This window comes from Salegentibacter chungangensis, from assembly GCF_042678405.1.
GTDB lineage: Bacteria > Bacteroidota > Bacteroidia > Flavobacteriales > Flavobacteriaceae > Salegentibacter_A > Salegentibacter_A chungangensis.
In genome coordinates, this window is record NZ_JBHTLI010000001.1 from 560,172 (window position 1) to 580,081 (window position 19,910).

Annotated in this window: 16 protein-coding genes and 1 tRNA gene; 4 read left to right on the plus strand and 13 right to left on the minus strand. The window is 41.5% G+C overall.

The window, feature by feature from the left end:
* Nucleotides 1-17: 17 nt before the first annotated feature.
* Nucleotides 18-470, minus strand: a complete 453-nt coding sequence (locus tag ACFQ3Q_RS02445; RefSeq protein WP_380742568.1) for a 6-pyruvoyl trahydropterin synthase family protein — start codon at nucleotides 468-470, stop codon at nucleotides 18-20.
* 108 nt (nucleotides 471-578) lie between these two features.
* On the opposite strand from ACFQ3Q_RS02445, the gene ACFQ3Q_RS02450 reads away from it, so the two are divergent.
* Nucleotides 579-1,223, plus strand: a complete 645-nt coding sequence (locus ACFQ3Q_RS02450; protein ID WP_380742570.1) for a 2OG-Fe(II) oxygenase — start codon at nucleotides 579-581, stop codon at nucleotides 1,221-1,223.
* 111 nt (nucleotides 1,224-1,334) lie between these two features.
* On the opposite strand, the gene ACFQ3Q_RS02455 is transcribed toward ACFQ3Q_RS02450, so the two are convergent.
* The 3 genes from ACFQ3Q_RS02455 to ACFQ3Q_RS02465 form a co-directional block, all read right to left on the minus strand.
* Nucleotides 1,335-1,517, minus strand: coding sequence for a hypothetical protein (locus tag ACFQ3Q_RS02455; RefSeq protein ID WP_380742572.1), 183 nt, complete (start codon nucleotides 1,515-1,517; stop codon nucleotides 1,335-1,337).
* A 67-nt stretch (nucleotides 1,518-1,584) separates the two neighbouring features.
* On the minus strand, nucleotides 1,585-2,346 hold the full coding sequence (locus tag ACFQ3Q_RS02460) for an enoyl-CoA hydratase/isomerase family protein (protein ID WP_380742574.1): 762 nt from the start codon (nucleotides 2,344-2,346) through the stop codon (nucleotides 1,585-1,587).
* Between the two features lie 51 nt (nucleotides 2,347-2,397).
* Nucleotides 2,398-3,726 (minus strand): MATE family efflux transporter, encoded by a 1,329-nt coding sequence (locus tag ACFQ3Q_RS02465; protein ID WP_380742576.1) that lies wholly within the window; start codon nucleotides 3,724-3,726, stop codon nucleotides 2,398-2,400.
* Nucleotides 3,727-3,896: 170 nt separating this feature from the next.
* On the opposite strand from ACFQ3Q_RS02465, the gene ACFQ3Q_RS02470 reads away from it, so the two are divergent.
* Nucleotides 3,897-3,973 (plus strand) — tRNA-Ala (locus tag ACFQ3Q_RS02470).
* A 107-nt stretch (nucleotides 3,974-4,080) separates the two neighbouring features.
* On the opposite strand, the gene ACFQ3Q_RS02475 is transcribed toward ACFQ3Q_RS02470, so the two are convergent.
* The 5 genes from ACFQ3Q_RS02475 to ACFQ3Q_RS02495 all read right to left on the minus strand — a co-directional run bounded on the left by ACFQ3Q_RS02475 (nucleotide 4,081) and on the right by ACFQ3Q_RS02495 (nucleotide 13,762).
* A complete protein-coding gene (locus tag ACFQ3Q_RS02475; protein WP_380742578.1) occupies nucleotides 4,081-4,974 on the minus strand; it encodes an alpha/beta hydrolase family protein in 894 nt (297 codons plus the stop codon).
* Entirely contained in the window at nucleotides 4,961-7,717 is a 2,757-nt protein-coding gene (locus ACFQ3Q_RS02480) for a PD-(D/E)XK nuclease family protein (protein WP_380742580.1), read from the minus strand. Before ACFQ3Q_RS02480 ends, ACFQ3Q_RS02475 begins: the two co-directional genes overlap by 14 nt.
* Nucleotides 7,718-7,782: 65 nt before the next feature.
* On the minus strand, nucleotides 7,783-9,201 hold the full coding sequence (locus tag ACFQ3Q_RS02485) for an OmpA family protein (RefSeq protein ID WP_380742583.1): 1,419 nt from the start codon (nucleotides 9,199-9,201) through the stop codon (nucleotides 7,783-7,785).
* Between the two features lie 200 nt (nucleotides 9,202-9,401).
* On the minus strand, nucleotides 9,402-10,595 hold the full coding sequence (gene kbl / locus ACFQ3Q_RS02490) for a glycine C-acetyltransferase (protein ID WP_380742586.1): 1,194 nt from the start codon (nucleotides 10,593-10,595) through the stop codon (nucleotides 9,402-9,404).
* Nucleotides 10,596-10,627: 32 nt separating this feature from the next.
* Nucleotides 10,628-13,762: a UvrD-helicase domain-containing protein gene (locus ACFQ3Q_RS02495; protein WP_380742589.1), complete on the minus strand. Its 3,135-nt coding sequence runs from the start codon at nucleotides 13,760-13,762 to the stop codon at nucleotides 10,628-10,630.
* A 179-nt stretch (nucleotides 13,763-13,941) separates the two neighbouring features.
* Between ACFQ3Q_RS02495 and ACFQ3Q_RS02500 the strand changes: the two genes are divergently transcribed.
* Nucleotides 13,942-14,550: a superoxide dismutase gene (locus ACFQ3Q_RS02500; RefSeq protein ID WP_380742591.1), complete on the plus strand. Its 609-nt coding sequence runs from the start codon at nucleotides 13,942-13,944 to the stop codon at nucleotides 14,548-14,550.
* A 913-nt stretch (nucleotides 14,551-15,463) separates the two neighbouring features.
* Here ACFQ3Q_RS02500 and ACFQ3Q_RS02505 read toward each other — a convergent pair.
* The 4 genes from ACFQ3Q_RS02505 to purN form a co-directional block, all read right to left on the minus strand.
* Nucleotides 15,464-17,362 carry an amidophosphoribosyltransferase gene (locus tag ACFQ3Q_RS02505; RefSeq protein ID WP_380742593.1) on the minus strand — a complete coding sequence of 633 codons (1,899 nt, stop codon included), beginning with the start codon at nucleotides 17,360-17,362 and terminating at the stop codon, nucleotides 15,464-15,466.
* Nucleotides 17,363-17,440: 78 nt separating this feature from the next.
* Nucleotides 17,441-18,364 (minus strand): PfkB family carbohydrate kinase, encoded by a 924-nt coding sequence (locus tag ACFQ3Q_RS02510; RefSeq protein ID WP_380742595.1) that lies wholly within the window; start codon nucleotides 18,362-18,364, stop codon nucleotides 17,441-17,443.
* An 83-nt stretch (nucleotides 18,365-18,447) separates the two neighbouring features.
* Nucleotides 18,448-18,915 (minus strand): ribonuclease HI, encoded by a 468-nt coding sequence (rnhA, locus tag ACFQ3Q_RS02515; protein ID WP_380742598.1) that lies wholly within the window; start codon nucleotides 18,913-18,915, stop codon nucleotides 18,448-18,450.
* Nucleotides 18,908-19,513 (minus strand): phosphoribosylglycinamide formyltransferase, encoded by a 606-nt coding sequence (gene purN / locus ACFQ3Q_RS02520; RefSeq protein WP_380742600.1) that lies wholly within the window; start codon nucleotides 19,511-19,513, stop codon nucleotides 18,908-18,910. The genes rnhA and purN overlap by 8 nt, the downstream gene beginning before the upstream one ends.
* A gap of 147 nt (nucleotides 19,514-19,660) precedes the next feature.
* On the opposite strand from purN, the gene ACFQ3Q_RS02525 reads away from it, so the two are divergent.
* On the plus strand, nucleotides 19,661-19,897 hold the full coding sequence (locus ACFQ3Q_RS02525) for an acyl carrier protein (protein WP_013069791.1): 237 nt from the start codon (nucleotides 19,661-19,663) through the stop codon (nucleotides 19,895-19,897).
* The last annotated feature ends 13 nt before the right edge of the window (nucleotides 19,898-19,910 follow it).

The following is a 19,910-nucleotide window of genomic DNA, read 5'->3' on the forward strand; positions in this document are numbered from 1 at the left end:
ACAGGACGGGATGCGGCCTAAATATTATCGGAGGCATACCACTCGGCGAAAGAAGATTCGGTTTCCTGAAGTTTCAGGGAATGCAGCGTTATATGGCCGGGCAGATGTTTTCTGATCTTTTCAGCAAAGTCTATCACCATATTCTCACTGGTAGGCTGGTAATCTACGAGGATCACGTGGTGGTCGCGCTCTTTGAGCTCACGGGCGAGTTCCACATGCGGCGTATTTTTGTTGAAAACCGTAGCGTGATCGAACTTATCGACGATCTCTGACTTTACTATTTTCTTGAGGTCCCCAAAATCTATCACCATCCCGTATTTCACATTGTCCTTATCTGTAATGGGCTTGCCTATTACCGTAACACTAAGCTTGTAGCTGTGGCCATGTACGTTACGGCATTTGCCGTCGTAGCCGTATAGGGCGTGGCCGGTCTCAAAAGAAAATTGCTTAGTGATCCTGATGTTGCTCATAGCTTCTGAATTTACCGCAAAGATAAAGGAATTTTGGCGCTTAAAATTTTTGATACAAGCAATTGATTTCTAATTTATATTTGCGAAATTCTTTTCAGAACAATAAATATGGAAACAGAGCTTTTTGAGCAACTAGAATTTAAGGAAAATCCTTTTTACGAAAGGATAATTTCTGAGCTTCAGGACAAACAGTATTGTGTAGTTGAGGAGTTTTTTACCCGTGAAGAGGTTGCGGAATTGCGAAAATCGCTTTGGGAGAAATATCAGGAAGACCACTTCAAAAAGGCCGCCATTGGGAACAAGACCAATGAGGTTATTTATAAAGAGGTTCGCGGCGATTTTATCAAGTGGCTTAATGAAGCTGAGGCCGGAAAGGCTGAACAGTTGTTCTTTGATAAGCTCAATGCTCTTGTTACTTACCTTAACAGGACCTGCTTCCTTGGGATCCTCACCAAGGAATTCCATTATGCGGTTTATCCTGAAGGAACCTTCTATAAAAGGCATCTGGACACTTTCCAGAATGACGGCCGTAGAAAACTTTCCCTGGTTTGTTACCTGAACGATGAGGATTGGAAACCCGAGAACGGAGGGGAACTGGTTATTTATACCGAGGAAAAAGGCCAGGAGGTTCCGGTGAAACTTTATCCTTTCCCCGGGAGGGTGGTGATCTTTGAAAGCCAGGTGTTGGAACACGAGGTAAAACCCGTAAAAACCGAAAGGCTTAGCATTACCGGTTGGCTAAAGACCCGTTAACTTACTTTCTTAATTTCTTATAGGCAACAAGGATGATCAATACCATGGCAATAATCATCCAGAAGCCGTAGCCGCTTAAAAATTCCAGAAAATTAAAACTCTGTTCACTCATCACTTTTGTTTTTCGTGTCTTTTCCTCCAGCTATAGCGGGCGTAGAAGAAAATACCCAACAAAAAGACTATGGCTAAAAGGTAAGGCCAGTTGCCTGAAATGAATTCCCATAGGGTATATCCCCATTCCTGCTCGTTGCTTGCCGGACGGTCTTTTGGTAAGTGCTCTTGCTGTAAAACCATATTCTCTTTTTTTTAAAAGTAAGGCTATAAATCTTAAATCAGCGCCTGTTTTATAGAATTTTAGGGCTTATTTGAACTTAGCAAGGGCTTTTTTGGTGAAATCTGATAATACCAGCTCTCCGGATATCGCTGCCCTCTCCTGAAGCAATTCGCCCCAGTTTTCAGTGTTTTTCCAGAGGCTCTTTTTCATTTCGTGAAGCGCTTGCGGATTATAAGAAGCCAGTTTTTCACTGAATATCTGCACTTCCTTATCAAGATCTTTAATGCTCTCAAAGACCCGTGCGTAAAGACCTTTTTCCTTGGCCCAGTAGGCATTCTTCCATTCGTGGGCAGCAAGGGTGAGTTCTCCAAGGGCCGCGACTCCTATTTTTCTTTCCACAGCGGGAGCTATCACAAAAGGTCCAATTCCTATGCTTAGTTCCGAAAGTTTTATGGAAGCTGCCTCGGTGGCCATTGCATAGTCACAGGCGGCCACAAGGCCTACCCCGCCACCAACGGTCTTGCCCTGGACTCTTCCCACAATGAGCTTTTTGCATTTGCGCATCGCATTGATCACATTCGCAAAACCGGAGAAGAACTCTTTCCCGCTTTGCAGGTCTTCTATAGCAATAAGTTCGTTGAAAGAAGCCCCGGCACAAAAGGCTTTTTCGCCCTCAGACTTCAGGACGATCACATTTACTTCCGGATTTTCAGAGAGTTTGTCGATCTCCTGCTGCAGCCGTTCCAAAAGCACCGAAGGGAAGGAATTACTGGCAGGATGCCCGAATTCCACCATTGCGACCTTGTTTTCTATATGGGTATATAAACTTCCGTTTTCTCGTGTAGACATAGGTTGGTTTTTCCCAAATTTAAGGATTATACTTTTAAGAATAAACTAAGCTCAGACTTCCTTGTTCAGATATTTTCTTCGGAATTTTATTACCAGGCCACCGCTCCTGATCAGCATCCAGATAAAGAAGGCTATCCAGATAGCATAAAGTTTTAATCCGAAGTAATCTCCTAACAGGAGAGCCGGTGTGAAGCCGAGAAAGGTGGCTACCAATAAAAGGTTCCTTAAATATTTAGCTTCGCCGAGGCCCTTGAAGATGCCATCGAACATAAATGCTATGGCATTTACAGGCTGCATGAGCAGTACCACCCAGAAAACAGACGAAAATAGGACAAGTACACTTGCCTCTTTATTGAATAGAAAACCGATCTGGTTATAGAACAAGCCGCAGATGGCCATTAATATCAGTGCAATCAACACCGCATATTTGCTGATCTTTTTGCTGAGCTCCCAAAGATTCTTATAGTCTCTTGCTCCTAAGAGTTTCCCGCCTATCGCGTTCCCGGCGTTGGCATACCCGTCAATAAAAAAGCTGAAGAAGAGCCAGATATTCATCAGGATGCTCTGCGCCGCGATATAATTTTTACCGTAATCGGTAGCGTAGGCATTGGCCAGGTAGATCGCGAAGTTGAGCGCCGCGGTACGTACAAACAGGTTTGCTGCCATAAGCAACAGGGACTTCATTTGCGGGTTTATATTGAGGCTTAGTTTTAAGTGAAAAGGGGTCTTTTTAAAGAAAAACCAAAAAGCCATAATGAGCATAGTTGCCTGCGCGGCTAGGCTGGCAAAGGCAGCTCCTTTAAGGTGCATAGGAGGGATGATGCCTTCTACCCCGTACACCAGTAGATAATCCAGGGCCACGTTTACCGCGGCTCCGGTGAGGCTGCATTTCATTGCCCAAAGCGTATTTTGAAGCCCCCGGAAAATACCGAAGATCGCAAAAGTGACCAGCGTGAGCGGATACCCAAGCGCCCTTATCTGATAATAATCTTCAGAATACTGAAGGATAAGACCTTCGGCATTGTATGCGCTAAAGATGGCTTTGGCGAAATAAGCGGTGGAGGCATAGATCACGAGGCTGAACAAAAAATTGAATGTTATGGCCTGCGGGATCAGGGTCTTGACCGCATGTAGCCGGTTTGCTCCCAAATGCTGTGAGATTATAGCCGAGATCGCGGTCTTGGTTTGCGCTACGATCCAGATGATAGCCGAAAGAAAGGAACCCACGATCCCTGCCGCCGCCAGGGCTTCTACTGAATTGTTTTCTACATTCCCTATCACCGCGATATCGGTAAGGGAAATAAGGGGTTCTGCTATTCCTGCAATAATTGCGGGAATTGCTATCCGATTGATATTTTTAAAACTTACGGCAGCTTCCAAATTCGGCAATTTTAAAGCGCAAAGATAGGATGCTTCATTTTAACGCACTAATTACTTTTACCCATTGAAGGTAGCCTGGAATGGCTTTGCTTTCTAATTCTCTAATTTTTTCAGGATTAGAATAAAAGATTTCTTTATTTCAGGAAAATTATTACATTTGCTGCAGCTATGGGGGATTAGCTCAGCTGGCTAGAGCGTTTGGCTGGCAGCCAAAAGGTCATCGGTTCGACTCCGATATTCTCCACCAAAACCACTGCTTTCGCGGTGGTTTTCTTTTTTTTAAACAAATATACTCATGGCATAAAAAAACCACCGGAATAGGTGGTTTAATAATTTTAATGGGGAAATGATAGGTTAATCGTCACTCTCCCCATATTCGTCCATTAGTGCCTGAGCATCTGCTTCAAGAAAATCTAAAGTCTTATTTACTATATGCTGAAATTCTTTCGGAAGTTCTTCCTTTGTCCAGGGATGGGAAAGACCGAAAACGTGATCTGCATTTTCTCTTAAGGAAAGTTTTGGAGCGGGACTCCATTCAAAAAGATTTCCGGCGTGAGAAATAGATACAACCGTATCGTTACTCCCGTGCGCAATAAAGTGTGGGATCTCCAGTTTTTTAGCAGCTTTCTGGATATTTAGTCTTTCTTCATTTTTCTTGTAATTCTTATAGAACTGATAATGAAGTGGCAATTGTTGCTTGGTTCTGGAATTCTCTATATACATTACACCTTTTTTCTCCCAGGCTTCCAGCTCCTTACCTTTTGGGAAACGAGACCCAAAGTCGCTAACGGCAGCATAAGTGATGAGTTTGGTCACTCTTTTTTCTTCTGAGGCCTTAATGGTTGCAATTCCTCCACCTCGGGAATGCCCTATAAGGCTTAGGTCTCCCACTTTAATCTGGTCGCCATAATCAAAGCTTGGTAACAATAACCAGTCTATAACCGACTGAAGATCGTCAAGCTCTTTGATGAAATTATTATCTCCGAATGCCTCAATATTGAGGAATTCTGTAGTGTTTTCAGGCGTTGTCCCGTTATGAGAAAAATTGAATTTCACAAAGAAATATCCGTTATCGGCAAATATTTCTCCCATTTTGTCCCAGGCTCCCCAGTCTTTGAAACCTTTATACCCGTGACAAAAGATCACTACTGGTTTGGGTTTTTTATCGTCTTTAAAATAAAGATCGGTAACTATGGGTTTATTGTGCTTCCCTTCTACCTCAAGGTTTGTTTTCTTAGTAATTTCCATAGGTTTTTTTCAAATCTTTTTCGCAAAATGCGACCTCAGGATCGCAAATTTCAGCAATTAATTTTTTTAATTCTGCCTGGAAATCTCCAAGCATCTCTGTATCTATTTCTGTTATTTTATTTTTGGTATGACCCGGTTTATCTTTTTTTGTAAACTTCAGGAATCCTCCTTTCAGGTTTTTAAAGGAAATGATGCCGGCTTCAGCGGGCAATTTCACTTTTTTGCTAATCATACTCGTGTAGGTTAGCACCTGAAAACTTTTACTGTATTTATCGTAATCTGTTGAAATTGAGTCCCAATCTACAATTTCGATCTGGTTTTGGCCAACTTTACCCGTTTTATAGTCAATAATTCTGGTAATACCGTTAGCATTTTCAACCCGGTCTACCTTGCCGCGAAGATAAACCCTAAAATCGAGTTCCTCAACACTAATTTCCTCTTTTAGACCGGTTTCTATTTGAAGGATCTCAACCTTTTCTCCATTTTTAAGTCGTTCGAGCTCGAGTTCCAGAAAGTTCTTCAGGTAACGCTTGGCCACCTCAAAGATGAGCAGGTTCTTACCACGATCCATCGGCGCCTTGGTATAGCTTTTTGCGAATTGTGAAGCGATCTCTTCCGGCACTTGTTTCAAAAAGCCCTTTACGTCTGTTTCGGTAAGTAACTTTCCTTCCAGGGGTTTGTAGAAATTTTCAAGGCTATCGTGAATAACAGTTCCCAAAGTGTTATAGGCCACGGTCTCTTCAACTTCATCCTGTTCCCTTACCCCAAGAACATATTGATAATAGAAATCAAGCGGATTCCTGATGTAGGTGGTCAATGCGGAAGGAGAGAAGCCGGATTCGGCAAGGCTCTTTAGTTTTTCCATAATTTCCGGAGTCTTTGCCACTTCCTTTAGTTTCCCGGTCACCGCAGGGACGCTTGGGCTTATAAGCTTTTTTCTGAGTTGGTGTGCCGGTTGCTTTTCTATTTCCAGCTGCGTGAGGAACCTGCTCTTTTCTCCGGAATTTAACCCGTCAGGTTCTGTGTTGTATAACAAGTATACATTTTTGGCGCGTTGTAAGAGCCTGTAGAAGTGATAGGTGTAAACAGCATCTTTTTCCCTGTAGGTAGGCAGGTTGTATGCCTTTTTAAGATCGTACGGGATAAAGGAGTTACTGCTTTTCCCTGAAGGTAAAACCCCTTCGTTGAGGGAGGTAATGATCACATTTTCGAAATCGAGCGCCCTGGATTCCAGCATTCCCATTAATTGTAAGCCCTGAAAAGGTCTTCCCTGAAAATCCAGGCTTTGAGTAGCCATTATTTCCTTGTAGAAACCATACAGGGATTTGATGCTTTTGATATGGGGATAATCGGAGTTAAGGTTCTCGAGTTTGTTGAACAGGATGTGAAACTGATAAAGGAATTCCAGCCCGAGGCTGTCTTTGCTCTCTTTCAGTTTTGCTTTAATCTGCTGAATGAGTTCTCCTAGCTTTTCAATAGCCAGCTGTGAATTGTTCTGCCAGCTTTCAAAACACGCCATTATCAGTGGCTGAAGTTTCTCCGGGAAACTGCTTATAAGCTCTTTTTCCTTTAGGTAAACTATATTTTCTTTGTTGATCTTACCGATCACCTGAGCCGAATAGGGCATTAACAGGTCGTGCAGCACCGGGTGATTGATCACCTCTATCACATCTTTATAGTAATAACCCGAAGTGGAATGGAGGTGGATCTGGAACAGCTTATCAAACAAAGAACTTAAAGGGGCATTCTTTAACGGAAATCCCATTGTGATGTTCAGTTGACTGATGTTGTTCGGAAGGCTGTTAAGGACCGGGAGAAGCAGGTCTTCCTGACCCAATACAACGGCAGTGTTCTTTAATTTTTCAGGATCAAATTCAGATAAGAGTTCTCCAAGATATTTTGCCTGCCCGATGTTCTTGGGGACTCCAATAATTTCGATGTCTTTCTCTTCTTTGTATGTGCTGCCGGGTTTAAAAACAGGGCTATTCTTATAGTAAGGCCATTGCTTCAGGTATTCGTTGATGAACATAGAAGTCTGGTGCTCCTTATCCCTAAGGAATACTTCATCGATATCCCAGTGTACCTCTGCCTTTTCCTGTTCCAGCATTTCCTGAAGGATATTCTGTTCTGCGGTATTCAGTGCGTTAAAGCCGAGGAAGATATGGTTCCTGTCCTGTTGTGCCGTATATTCCTTAATATGTTCAGAAGCCTTTCTGTAAATAAGCCCCTGATAGGCTTTTCCCTGGGAAAGCAATCTTTCCTGTAAGCCTTCATAGTATTCGGGAAGTTTATGCCAGAAAAGAAGATAGTTGTTGATTAGTTCGGTTTTCTCCTCCTGGAGATACCAGTGATTTACATCCTGTATTCCGGAGAGGTAATCGAAAAAACTTTTATGGTCTATGAGGTACCGGTCAATTTCATTGAAATCGTGAATCAGGCTTTGAGCCCAGGCAGTAAAGGTTTCAAATTCTTCTAGCTGCTCTTTTGGAGTGAGCTGTTTGTAGACATCATAAAATTCGAATAAAGATATGGTATTATCTACCGGGGTAAGCCCTGAAATATTTTCAGTGAATTCTTCAATACTGTAAACAGAGGGGGAGAAAATATTCTTTCCAGAAAGTTTGGAAAGTTCGTTAAGCAGAAAGGATCCGGCCCTTTTACTGGGAAGAATAAAAATACTATTTGAAATGTTCTCTTCGGAAGTTAAGAGCTCTTCTAATACAGCTTTAATAAATGATCTCATAGGATATAAAAATAAAAAACGCCTCGACGAATCGAGGCGTTTTTCTAAAGAATTTCAGCTAAAGATTATTGGTCATCTTCAGACTTATCTTTCATTTCTTTATCCTTATCTAAAGAGATCTCCACTCTTCTGTTCTCCTGTCTTCCGGCAGCAGTAGAGTTAGTGGCGATTGGTCTTTCTTCACCATAACCTTCAGAGGTTAGACGGTTAGAAGGAATTCCTGCGTTCACTAGATATTCTCTTACAGAAGCAGCTCTTTCTTTAGAAAGTTTAAGGTTATACTGGTCACTTCCGGTACTATCTGTATGTCCTTCAATATGGAATACCGTGTTAGGGTACTCTTCCATAATTTCAGCGATAGAATTTAAAGCCTCTTCAGACTCGGTACGGATGGTCGCTTTGTTAAGGTCGAATAATACAGTGTTTGAGTATTCGTTCAATTCTGAAACAACTTCTGCAGTTGGCTCAGGACATCCATTATTAGCGGCAGTACCAGCTACGTCTGGACAATCGTCATCTTTGTCTAGAACACCGTCATTATCCTTATCTTCCCAAGGACATCCGTTGTTATCTTCAGGACCGGCTTCATCTGGACAGTTATCTTCATCGTCTCTTACCCCGTCACCATCAGCATCAGGACAACCGTTCATTTCAGCAAGACCAGCTACTTCAGGACAATCATCTTCAGGATCGGCTACACCGTCTCCGTCAGTATCAGGACATCCGTCAAATTCAGCAAGTCCTGCTTTGTTAGGACAAGCATCTTTACGGTCTTCAATCCCGTCTCCGTCAGAATCAGGACATCCGTTAAATTCAGGTAATCCTGGAGATTCAGGACACTCATCATCTTTGTCATAGATTCCGTCACCGTCAGTATCTTTTCCACCGAAGATGAACTTAACTCCTGCTACGTGCTGGAAGTGAGTAGTCATATCTTCTTGGAATACGTGCTTATAGTTAGATTCAACTGTTAAAGCGAACTGATCGGTAAACCAGAAGTTAAGACCTAGTTTTCCGTTTAAGGTTGGTGCGCTTAGGTCGGTAATTGCGGAGTTTCCCTGATCTGAGAACCAAGTGTAACCACCACCAATACCAACAACAGGATCAAACCATCCTTCGTTTAACATCGCACGAAGACTGTAGTTAAATGATCCGTCTAAAGCATAGTGAGAAATGTCCGGTACACGGGCATCTCCGTATTTGTCAATTTGGTTAATAGAACCTGCCAGTTCAAATACGAATCCGCTACCAATGTAACGACCAACAGTAAGCCTAGACACAGCAGGAAGGGTGTTCCAGTGCTCTGCGGCGTTAAAGTATTCGTCACCAAACCCTCCTAATGGAGCGTCTTCACCCGTTGGGTAGAAGTCGATAGCATTTGCGCCAATACCTATGGCCCAAGGATTGTTGGAATCCTGCGCATTTACCGAAGTAAATCCGAATACCAACGCGGCAGCCATTAAAAATTTGCTAAGATGTTTCATATTCAATAGTTTAGTTTAAGTGTTAACTGAAACAAAAGTATACTCATTGGAAGTATTAACAAAGCTAAATATAATAAAGTTTTCTTAATAAAGCCGCTATAGATGCCGTTTTTGAGGTGTTTTCACAATTTAATTGGCATATTGTTTCAAGTTTATAAACAACTTTAAGAAATTATTATAAGGGCTTGTTTCTCAATTTTTTAAATGATTTTTAGCTCTTTTCCAACTTTTGTAAATGCCTCTATAGCTTTGTCTAAATGTTCTTTTTCATGTGCTGCAGAAAGTTGTACTCTAATTCTTGCTTTTTCTTTCGGAACAACCGGGTAAAAGAAGCCAATAACATAAATGCCTTCTTCCAATAATCTGTCTGCCATTTTTTGAGACAATTTGGCGTCATAAAGCATTACGGGAACAATTGCAGCGTCTCCGTCTATAATATCGAATCCTGCATTTTTAATCCCTTCCTTAAAGTACTTAGTATTGCTTTTTAACTTTTCTCTAAGGGAAGAATCTTCCTTAAGCATATCAAACACCTTAATTGAAGCTCCAACTATTGCCGGAGCAAGGGAGTTTGAGAAAAGGTATGGCCTGGATCTCTGGCGAAGGATCTCAATGATCTCTTTTTTGGCAGTGGTATATCCTCCCATAGCTCCCCCCAGGGCTTTACCAAGGGTCCCGGTGATAATATCTACCCGGCCCATAACATTCTTTTCTTCCAGGGTTCCAATTCCTTTTTCTCCTATGAATCCAGTGGCGTGGCATTCGTCTATCATCACGAGAGCATCATATTTATCGGCCAGATCACATATTTCATCAAGAGGGGCTACCAGGCCATCCATAGAGAAAACCCCGTCGGTAACAATAATTTTAAAACGAGCCCCTTTTTCATTTGCCGCGATCAGCTGCTTTTCAAGATCGGCCATATCTCCGTTCTGATACCTGTATCTGGCGGCTTTACACAATCTCACGCCATCAATAATAGAGGCGTGGTTAAGGGAGTCTGAGATTATTGCATCTTCAGCCGTGAACAATGGCTCAAAAATACCTCCGTTCGCATCGAAAGCTGCTGCATATAGTATGGTGTCTTCGGTTCCGTAGAAATCGGCGATCTTATGCTCCAGTTCTTTATGGATATCCTGGGTTCCGCAAATAAAACGAACGCTGGACATTCCGAAGCCGTGGGTGTCTAAAGTGTCTTTTGCTGCCTGTATAACATCTGGGTGAGATGAAAGCCCAAGATAGTTGTTTGCACAAAAGTTGATTACCTCCTCACCGGTCGAGATCTTTATGACCGCATCCTGTGGCGAAGTAATGATTCGTTCCTTTTTGTATAATCCGTTCTCCTTTATTTCTTCCAGCTCTTTTTCTAAGTGCTCTTTTATTTTTCCGTACATAATTAAATATTTTTTACAAAATTACATTTCTTTTATACATTCCTTAATTTAATAGGACTGTTTAGGTATATCAGTATTTTATTTTCAATTTCGAAACCCATTTCGGTTAGGGCTTCTCCATATTCTAAAAGCTGCAATTCGTGGCTTTGGGCCGGTTCTCCTGTTTTATAATCCAGGATGCTCACCTTGTTACCCTCAAAATTAAGCCGGTCTGGCCTTAGCCTGGTGCCTGTTTTTAGGAGAATATCTCTTTCATTGTAATTATCGACACCCGGCTGGTAGAATTTTTTCAGGTCGGGGTGGGAGGTCACCTCCAGGACCAGGCTTTTTATCCTGGGAGCGGCCTCACGGGAGATCATTCCGCTGCTAACGGCCTTTTCCACTTCCTTTTCTATATCCTCGATATTGTCGATTTCGGCAAGGATGTCGTGGGCTATCTGCCCTTTTTCAATAGCCTGTTCCTGCCTGGTATCCCAAAGAGAACCTGAGCGGGTCACAATATTCACTGCGGTGTTTTGCGTTGCCGAGGAGATAAACTTTTTCTGTCTCACGGTATCGAGGCCTTCTTTTTCTTCTGAGAGGATATAATCCTTACTTCCGAATTCATAATTAGTACCGCCATCCCAAAGCCCCTGGTTTTTAAGGAAACCTATCAGCAGGCCTGAAGTCCTGTTGCTTTTTTCTTCGCCTGTCTTCTTATTGATCTCAAGCTTTGAAAGCAGGTATAGCTGTTGTGAAGCCCTTGTGCACGCAACATATAATACATTAAGCGTGTCCATTTCCTTTTGGTACAGCAAGTCTTTATAAAGTGATTCGGGATCTCCACCCCAGTTGAGCATCTTTTTGGAAGCGCTTATATAGGCCACAGGAATTTCATTTATTGGCCCGGGCATATCTATCCATAAAGAATCTTTACTCGTGTCCTGAAGGTCAGCGTTTGCAAATGGATAGATCACAACAGGAAATTCCAGGCCTTTAGACTTATGAATGGTCATAATTTGCACTGCATTTTCTTCTTTTGGCACCACAATACTTAATCGGTCTTTATCCTGCTCCCAGCTGTCGAGGAAATTCTGTATTCCGCCGGCCGACTTCTGTGTCATTTCATAAATGTAATCCAGGAAAAACTGTATATATGCATCGGAATCCTTTACCAGGGAAAAACTTCTTATAATGTACTCTGCGGCTTCATAAAGGGAAACTCTTTTTATTTCTTCTAGGTCAAAACGAATGGCGTAGCTCTCCAGCCAGTTGAAAAAATCAGGTCCGTTATATTCCAGGTTTTTGGAGATTAACCTAAACGGGTTTTCTATTTCCAGACGGTCTTCCAGGTATTCGAAAATGTCCAGTTTCAGTTCATCATTTTCAGGATTCAGGGAGAATTGAAGCAATGCCTTAATAAACCCCACTTCCGCAGAATTGGAAATAAGAAGGGTTTCCGAGGAAACCACGGGGATATTATTTTCGCTTAAGTACGAGGCGATCGCGATCCCTTCGTTTTTCTTTCTGGTAAGAATGCAGATGTCCTTTTTAGGAGTTTTCTGTTTCTCGAGGTCTTTTATGATCTCCAGGACTTTCTCCGGGTAGATTTCCATCTCTTCCTCTTTATTTTCGGCTTCAATAAAAGAAATATTGACATACCCGAAATCGTCTTTACTGGCTTCCTGCCTGCTTTCTTCAAAAAGCTTTCGATAATCCGGAAAATTAAGTGACGCCGAAGCAAAGCCGAAAAAGCGATTATTGAAATCCACTACATTCCCGCCACTCCTGAAGTTGCGCGGAAGATTCTCCACTTTTTTATCTATGCTAAACGGGTTAGAATCCTGGCTGAGCTCTATAAACTGTTCAGCTTTACCCCCCCGCCAGCGATAGATGGACTGCTTGGCATCGCCAACAAGCATCAGGCTCGAGCCCTTACCGTCTTCCTGTTCTCCCGAGAGGCTGTGGTCTATTAAAGGGATCAGATTCTCCCATTGCATTTGAGACGTATCCTGAAACTCATCTATAAAGTAATTCTGATATCGCTCCCCTAGACGCTCATAAATAAAAGGGGCTGGCTGGTCTTTTACCTGTTCGCTAATCTTAGGGTTAAATTCAGAGATCAACACCAGGGACCGCTCTTTCTTTATTAATTCGATTTCCTGGTTTATCGCGTTAAGCAGGGATAGCTGAACGATTTTTTTCTTTACTTCCTGTAAAAATTCTAGCTGAAAATAGGCCTGTTTTGTCACTTCAAATAAATGTACGATCTCCGGCTGAATAGAATCCAGGATAGATTTTTTGGCTTCGTCTTTAAATGATTTCTTATACAGCGACGCGGAAGACAGCTTTTCCATCCAGGCTTTATCAAAACCATCAATTCTATTGCCCTCTTTCAGTTTCAGGAAATGTTTAGGAACATAGCCTCCGCTAAAATCACCGAATTCCAGGTTGTTGGAATTTAGTAGTTCAAAGAAAGCCCCGGTAGCCCCTGAAATGTCAGTTTCTGTTTTTTGGATCTCCTTTTTCAGCGTTTTTCTGAATTTATCAAAATCTTCAAGATTCTTTCCTTTTAGCTGTTGTAACGCGGCCTGGTTGTTCTCATTGGTCAGCAACTGAGCGATCTCGAAAAGATCCCGGGTAATATCCCAGCTTTTATCCTCATCTGCTTTCGTAAGGGAATAATTGATAAGGGTTTTGGTAAGTTTCTCGTCCGTTCCTGCTTTGTTGATAAGGCTTTCTACAGCCTCCATCAGCACTTGCCCGGTATTCAGTTCAACCTCAAAGTTCACCGGGATGCCGAGATCCTTGGCAAAAGTTCGTAAAATTCGGTGGGTAAACCCGTCTATTGTAGAGATCTCGAAAGCGGCATAATTATGAATGATGCTTTTCAGGATTAAGCCTGAATTTTCCTTTACCTGAGCTTCGCTCATTCCGGTATCAGCGCAAACCACTTCCATTAACGGGGAGTTCGAGATTTTTGTCTCTTTTTGAGTAAAGCTCTCAAGACTTTTTACGATCCGGGTTTTCATCTCTTCCACAGCCTTATTGGTAAAGGTGATGGCAAGAATATTTTTATAGGCGTCTTTTCTATTGGATTTTAACAAGAGGCTCAGGTACTCCTTAACCAGGGTGAAAGTTTTTCCGGAACCTGCTGAAGCATTATAGATCGTAAAGGAATTATTCAAGATGAATCAAATTAGAATAATGAAGTTTAGGAGAAATAAGTTTTAAATGTAAAATAAAATTGTTTTCTAAACTCTAATAGCTTTTAAGTATTTTATAACACTAAAATGTTTTTATTAAATAGGTGAATACCTAAATTTGGGAGAGTTTAATACTAATCACTAAAAAAATATAGATCATTATGTCTTTTGAGTTACCAAAACTAAAATACGCATTTGATGCGCTGGAACCACATATTGATGCGAGAACGATGGAAATTCACCACGGGAAGCATCACGCAGGTTATACCACTAAACTGAACAATGCTATAAAAGGTACCGATCAGGAAGGAAAAACCATCGAAAATATACTGGAAAACCTTGATATGCAAAATAAAGCTGTTAGAAATAACGGTGGAGGCTTCTATAACCACAGACTTTTCTGGGAAATCATGTCTCCTGACGGAGGAGGAAAACCTGAAGGGGAACTAGCAAAAGCAATCGATAATGCATTTGGTTCTTTTGAAGCTTTTAAAGACGAGTTTTCTAAAGCTGCAGCCGGGCAATTCGGTTCAGGCTGGGCTTGGCTATGTGTTCACGATGGAGGAAAGGTAGAAGTTTGTTCTACACCAAACCAGGATAACCCGCTTATGCCCGGGATAGGTTGCGGGGGAACTCCAATCTTAGGAATCGATGTTTGGGAGCATGCATATTACCTGCACTACCAAAACAGACGTCCGGATTATATTGAGGCATTCTTCAATGTAATTGACTGGAAAGAAGTAGCAAGCCGCTATGCAAAGGAAAAATAATTATTAATTGTTAGATGATTTGGAGGGTTGCCATTTATGGCGACCCTTTTTTTTGGAGCAGAACCAATAAAAAAAGGCGGATCATTGATCCACCTTTCTTTGCCCCAAATCTACCATGAACTTAACCTACTTATGTTATGGTCTTTCTAAAGTACATAATTGAATTTAACCGGAAGTAACTTTTAGATGAACGGTAATTATACTTGTTAAAACGCACTATTTCAAACGATTATGCGTTTTGGTTGTGAGAGGTTTGCTATGCAAACTAATTTATTATAAATCCTTTAGATAAATTCTCACAATAAAAAAAGGCAGATCGTTAGATCCACCTTTTTTTGCCCCAAATCTACCATGAACTTAACCTACTTATGTTATGGTTCTTCTAAAGTACATAAATGAATTTAACCTGAATGATCTTTTAGATGAACGGCAGATATAATTGTTAAAAGTTTGTATTTCAGGGGTGTGTGGGTTTTTAAATGTGAGGTATTTATTATGAATCCGGGTATTGTTGGAGGGATGCTTAATTTCCTGAATAAAAAAAGGCGGATCATTGATCCACCTTTCTTTGCCCCAAATCTACCATGAACTTAACCTACTTATGTTATGGTCATACTAATGTAAATAAAAGCTTTTTTGTTCCAAAGAATATTAGATGAATCGCCTGTAAATCAGTTAAATGAACCTTTGCAGAGGGTGGGTGTAGGAATTGTAATATAGAAGATGTGTTTCAAGGAATTATTTCGTGCGAAGCATAAAAAAAGGCGGATTCTTGATCCACCTTTTTTTGCCCCAAATCTACCATGAACTTAACCTACTTATGTTATGGCATATGCTAAAGTACTCAATACTTGTGTGTGCTCAAATACTTTTAGATAAACTGCTTAAATATTAGATTAAGTGCATAAATAATCTAGTAAGCTCTGTCTGTGTTGCCTTCATAGAAGTTAATGAAAGCCCGGTTTACGACTCGATTCCCTCCAAATGTTGGGTAATCTCCTGTAAAATACCAGTCCCCTAAATTTTTCGGACAGGCCTTATGTAGGTTATCTACCGTTTGATAAATCACCTTCACTTTCGCATTTACACTTGGCTCACTTATAAGTTCAGAGATCTTGTCTGAGAGTTGTTCATCAGTAAAGGGTTCATAGATCTCTTTTACGAAATTTTGAACTTCCTGATCGTCAAGATCTACCTGCAGTTTACATTTCTCATATACTTTCTCCACGATATCATAAGAATCTGATTCTTTCAACAGCTCAAGTGCTGCTCTAAATGCTACCAGGTCTTCCAGGCGAGCCATATCTATCCCGTAACAGTCAGGATAACGAATTTGCGGAGCTGAGGATACCACAACAATTTGCTTGGGATTTAGGCGGTCCATCATTTTTATGATACTCTTTTTAAGAGTAGTCCCCCTTACAATACTGTCATCTATAATAACCAGGTTATCTTCGGGCCTTACCACACCGTAGGTAACGTCATAAACGTGAGCCACCAGGTCATCCCGGCTGCTGTCTTCAGTAATAAAGGTTCTTAATTTAACATCTTTTATGGCGATCTTTTCGGTACGCAGGCGATGTGCTAAAATTTCCTGAAGCCTTTCATCTGTAAGGGTCTCTTTTTCCTGGAGGATGGCTTCATTCTTCTGCCTGTTCAGTTCGTCCTGAGCGGCTTCAACCATCCCGTAAAAGGAGGTTTCAGCGGTATTCGGAATAAAGGAAAAGACCGTATTAATGGTGTCGTGCTGGATAGACTTCAATACATCTGGCATCAAGAGTCTTCCAAGCATCTTACGTTCCTTATATATTTCGGCATCACTTCCGCGGGAAAAATAGATGCGTTCAAAAGAACAGGCCTTTCTTTCTATTGGTTCAATGATTTCCTTAATGGAAACATCGCCGCTCTTTTTTGTAATGATCGCGTGACCCGGATCAAGCTCCTTTACATCGTCAAAATCTACATTGAAAACGGTCTGAATTACCGGTCTTTCTGAAGCAACTACCACAACTTCATCATCCTTATAGTAATATGCGGGGCGAATTCCTGCAGGGTCCCTAAGTACGAAGGAGTCTCCGTGGCCCAAAAGTCCTGCCATCGCATATCCCCCATCCCAGTTTTTGGAGGATTTTCTAAGAATCTTCGCAACGTTGAGTTTCTCTGCTATAATCGGGGAAGCTTCAACCTTGGAATAGCCTTCCTTTTTTAATTTCTTATAAAGTTTCTGTACTTCAGAATCCAGAAAATGCCCTATTTTCTCCATTACGGTAACCGTATCGGCTCTTTCCTTTGGATGCTGCCCAAGTTCTACCAGGTTGTTGAATAGCTGATTTACATTGGTCATATTGAAGTTCCCTGCAACGATCAGGTTACGGTGCATCCAGTTGTTCTGTCTCAGGAAAGGGTGAACACTCTCGATACTGTTCTTTCCAAAGGTTCCGTAGCGAACGTGCCCTAAGAAAACCTCTCCCAGGTATGGAAGGTTCTTCTTTTGCATAGCAACATCTTCAGAATATTCAGGGTTGGCCTTCATTTCTTCATTGATCCTGCTATTGATCTGATCGAAAATATCCTGAATTGGTTGCGCCTGGTTAGAACGCACCCGACTTATATAACGATCTCCCGGAGCGGTATTGAGTTTGATGCTGGCAAAACCGGCGCCATCCTGACCTCGGTTATGCTGTTTTTCCATCATCAAATACATCTTGTTAACTCCGTAAAAAGCACTTCCGTATTTCTCTTTGTAGTATTCCAGGGGTTTTAGAAGGCGAATATGTGCAATTCCGCATTCGTGTTTTAAGGCATCACTCATAATATTGCAGTTCCTTTTTGAAGGATTAAAAGTTTTATATTGGTCACAAAAAAAGCCCTGAAATTACAGGGCGTTATATTATGCTAATTCTATTTCGAACTGAGTGAGTTTTCTAAACTCGTGCAAACGATTCTGAACTTCCTCTTTAGACAGTTCCTGCATTCGCTCTGTTCCGAATTTTTCTACACAGAACGAAGCCAGATTGGAGCCATATATTATGGCATTTTTCATATTCTCGAAAGAGATGTCTTCGGTCTTGGCCAGGTAACCGGTAAAGCCCCCGGCAAAAGTATCGCCTGCTCCTGTCGGGTCAAAGACTTCTTCCAGCGGAAGGGCGGGTGCAAAGAAAATTTGTTCCTGGTGGAATAAAAGAGCTCCGTGCTCTCCTTTTTTGATCACCACGTATTTTGGTCCCATCTCCTCGATCTTTCTCGCGGCCTTAACAAGAGAGTGTTCTCCCGAAAGCTGACGAGCTTCTTCATCGTTAATGGTGATCACATCTACCTTTTTGATAACCTTTAAAAGATCGTTTAAGGTATTGTCCATCCAGAAGTTCATCGTGTCCAGTACAACCAGTTTAGGGTCATTTACCTGCTCCAGTACGCTAAGCTGTACCAGCGGGTGAAGGTTACCGAGCATCACAATGCCGGCGTCTTTATATTGGTTCGGAACAACCGGATTGAAATCGGCCAGCACATTTAACTGTGTGTCCAGTGTATCACGGGTGTTCAGGTCGTTATGGTATTTTCCGCTCCAGAAGAAGGTCTTTCCTCCCTTTACAACTTCGATACCTTCTATATTTATATTGCTTTTTGTGAGCAGGTTTAAGTAGTCCTGAGGGAAATCATCTCCCACAACCGAAACCACTGCTCCGTCTACATCAAACTGCGCTGCTGAAAGCCCGATATAGGTGCCGGCTCCTCCAAGAATTTTATCTGTTTTTCCAAATGGTGTTTCAATAGCATCAAAGGCTACCGTACCTACAATCAATAATTTACTCATAACCAGGTTTAAAATCTGCTGCAAATATACAGTTTGTTTTTCAAGAGATAAACCTTAAGCGGGAATTACATGAGCTGCGGGGATTATTTTTCCTGAAAGCCTTTATCTGTTAACAGTTTTTTGCCTTTCGAGGCTTCTACCGCCAGTTGGTCGCAGCGCTCATTTTGAGGGTGGTCATTGTGCCCGCGTATCCATTTGAATTTCACCTTGTGTTTTCGGTATTCTTCCAAAAAGGCGATCCATAGATCGGTGTTTTTACGATCCTTGAAGCCTTTTTTCTCCCAGCCAAAAACCCAGCCTTTCTCAACGGCATCGGCTACATATTTGGAGTCGGTGAATACGGTGGCAATGGTTTCAGGGTTTTTAAGTTTTCTGAGAGCCTCAATAACGGCAAGGAGTTCCATTCTATTATTTGTGGTGTGCTTAAAACCCATTGAGAATTCCTTTTTATAAGGTTTCCCCACCCATTCCATTACTATCCCGTAACCTCCTGGGCCCGGATTTCCCCTTGCAGCACCATCGGTATAAATATGTACCTGCGGTTTATGCACTTTGGGTATCGTTTATCAATAGTTTTTCAATTACTTCAGGAAAATGCTTGTGCTCCAGCTTATGTATTTTCTGAGCCAGGGAATCTGGAGTATCATTTGGATCTACCTTAACGGTGGTCTGGAATATGATCTGGCCTTCATCATACTTTTCATTTACATAATGAACGGTAATACCGCTTTCATCCTCTTTATTGGTGATCACGGCTTCATGTACCTTCGGGCCGTACATTCCTTTACCTCCGTAATTTGGGAGTAAGGCAGGGTGAATGTTGATCACTTTATTGCTGAACTCTTCCAGCATATACTCGGGGAAGATCCATAGAAAACCGGCCAAAACGATAAGATCTGGGTTGATATCCTTTAAAACATGGTAAACTTCGCGAGTGTGATATAAGGCATCCCTGTCAAAATAGAGGGCTTTCACATTTAGGTCGTGAGCTTTCTTGAGCACTTTTGCGGTTCTGCGGTTGGATAAAACCGCTACAACCTGTATATTCGGAGTGTTTTGAAAATATTTAATGATATTTTCGGCATTCGTGCCGGTGCCCGAAGCAAAAATCACAATTTTTTTTTGGTGCTTATGTGGGTAAGTGCTCAAAATTAGCGTTTTAACAATTATTAGTGGGTAAAATTAACCCCTTTCAACGAATTTTGTGTAAATTCCCGTCACATTTTTAAAGTAAAAATCGGTTTTAAAATAAAGTTTTTTATTTTTGCCACCTAATCAAAATTAAAATAAAATATTATGTCAGACATTGCATCAAGAGTAAAAGCGATTATCGTTGACAAATTAGGTGTTGACGAGAACGAAGTTGTAAACGAAGCAAGCTTCACCAACGACTTGGGTGCTGATTCATTGGACACTGTAGAATTGATCATGGAATTCGAAAAAGAATTCGATATCCAGATTCCGGATGACCAAGCTGAGAACATTGCGACCGTAGGTCAGGCAATTTCTTATATCGAGGACGCAAAAAAATAAACAGAAAAAAGAC